The sequence below is a fragment of the Streptomyces sp. NPDC044984 genome (genome assembly GCF_040646935.1).
Taxonomy (GTDB): Bacteria; Actinomycetota; Actinomycetes; order Streptomycetales; family Streptomycetaceae; genus Streptomyces.
The window spans coordinates 1-2,386 of sequence record NZ_JBEZBE010000100.1 but is presented as its reverse complement, the minus strand read 5'-3'; the positions used below and the strand labels follow the sequence as shown (position 1 = coordinate 2,386).

General features: G+C 74.6%; 1 protein-coding gene. It reads left to right on the top strand.

Annotation, left to right across the window (positions count from 1 at the left end; genetic code table 11):
* Positions 1-2,386 (top strand): polyketide synthase dehydratase domain-containing protein (locus tag AB0A94_RS38615; RefSeq protein ID WP_361751704.1); only part of this gene is annotated, 2,386 nt, incomplete at both ends.

The following is a 2,386-nucleotide window of genomic DNA, read 5'->3' as shown; positions in this document are numbered from 1 at the left end:
TGTCGGTGCCGGTGCTGCGCAAGGACCGTCCCGAGGAGACCGCGCTGCTCACCGCGCTGGCCCGGCTCCACGTCACCGGCGTCGACATCGACTGGACACCGTGCTTCGAGGGGACGGGTGCGCGCCGGGTGGCGCTGCCGACGTACGCCTTCCACCACGAGCGGTACTGGCCCCGCCCGGCGGCCCACACCGGTGATGTCACGGGCGCGGGGCTCCGCCCCGCCGAGCACCCGCTGCTGGGCGCCGCCACGGCGCTCGCCGCCTCCGAGGGCGTGCTGTTCACCGGGCGCCTGTCGCTCACCACACACCCCTGGCTGGCCGACCACACCGTCGGCGGCGGCATGGTCCTCTTCCCGGCCACCGGCTTCCTGGAACTGGCCGTGCGCGCCGGTGACGAGGTCGGCTGCGCATGCGTCGAGGAGTTCACCCTCGCCACGCCGCTGCTGCTGCCCGAGGACGGGGCCGTCGTCGTCCAGGTGTGGGTCGGGGCGCCCGACGAGACCGGTGCCCGCAAGGTGAGCCTGTACTCGCGGGCCGCCGACGCGCCGGAGGCGACCTGGACGGAGCACGCGGCCGGCGTGCTCGGCACGGACACGCGGACCGTCGGCTTCGACGCGCGTGTCTGGCCCCCGCAGAACGCGGTCGCCGCCGACCTGGAAGGCTTCTACGACCGCACCGAGTACGGACCCGTCTTCCGCACCATCCGCGCCGTGTGGAAGCGCGGTGAGGAGGCGTTCGTCGAGGCCGTGCTCCCGGCGGAGGCGGACGACGCCGGTTACTACGGCATGCACCCGGCCCTGCTCGACGCCGCCGTGCAGTCCGTCGGCTTCGCCGGCCTGGACGACGAGCACAAGCTGCTGCCGTTCCTGTGGGGAGGGGTGTCGCTGCACGCGGGCGGCGCCTCCGTGGTCCGCTTCCGGGTCGCCCGCACGGGTGAGGACTCGGTCTCGATCGCCGCCGTGGACGTCGAGGGCGCGCCAGTCCTGTCGGCCGAGTCGCTGGTGCTGCGCGTCCCCGCCGGGATGCAGGCGCCCGCCGCCCACCGCACCGAGCTGGACTCACTGCTCCGCCTGGAGTGGACCGCCGCCCCCGAGACCGCCGCCGACCCTTCGGTCCGCCACGCCGTCCTGCCCGCGCTCGGCACCCACGCCGCCGCGGCCGCCCTGGACGGTCTCACCGGCGCCGAGACCCTGGTGTGCGTCCCCGTGTCCGGCGACGGCCACGGCGAGGACGTGCCGCGGGCCACGCACACGCTTCTCGCGCACGCCCTCGACCTGGTGCAGGAGTGGCTGCGGCAGGACCGCTTCGAGACGGCCCGGCTGGTGTTCGTCACCCGGGGCGCGATGTGCTCCGGGCACGGCGACCGGGTCGAGGACCTGGCGGCCGCGGCCGTCTGGGGTCTGCTGCGCGCCGCGCACTCCGAGAACCCCACCCGCTTCGCCCTGCTCGACCTCGACGCGGACAGCCGCGTCGAGGCCGTGCTGCCGCTGCTGCCGGAGCTCCTGGCGAGCGGCGACGCCCAGTTCGTCGTACGGGACGGGGAGGTCCTCGTCGGCCGCCTCGACCGGGCGGTCACCGGTGCCGGACTGCTGCCCCCGGCCCACGGCCCCTGGCGGCTGGACAGCACCGCCAAGGGCAACCTGGACGCCCTCACCCTCACCGCCTGCCCCGAGGTGCTGCGGGCGCCGGAGGGCCGGGAGGTGCGCCTCGCGGTGCGGGCGGCCGGGCTGAACTTCCGCGACGTGCTCAACGCGCTGGGCATGTACCCGGGTGAGGCCGGACTCCTCGGCGCCGAGGCCGTCGGCGTCGTCACGGAGACCGGCCCCGAGGTCACCGGGCTGCGGGCCGGGGACCGGGTGATGGGCATGGTGCCCGGCGGACTGGGCACCGACGTCCTGATCGACGAGCGGTTCCTGGTCCCGGTCCCCGACGGATGGACCGACGAACAGGCGGCGTCGATGCCGCTGGTGTTCCTGACCGCCTACTACGGCCTGACCGAGCTGGCGGGTCTGCGGGCGGGGGAGTCGGTGCTGGTGCACGCCGGTGCGGGCGGTGTGGGCATGGCGGCGGTGCAGCTGGCGCGGCATCTGGGTGCGGAGGTGTTCGCGACCGCGAGTGAGGGCAAGTGGGAGGCGCTGCGGGGTCTGGGGCTGGACGACGATCACATCGCGTCGTCGCGTGATCTGGGCTTCGAGGAGAAGTTCCGGGCGGTGACCGGTGGCCGGGGTGTGGACGTCGTACTGAACGCGCTCGCGGGTGAGTTCGTGGACGCGTCGCTGCGGCTGACGGCGGACGGCGGCCGGTTTTTGGAGATGGGCAAGACCGACGTCCGGGATCCTCGGGCGATCGAGCGGGTGGTCTACCGGGCGTTCGATCTGGGTGAGGC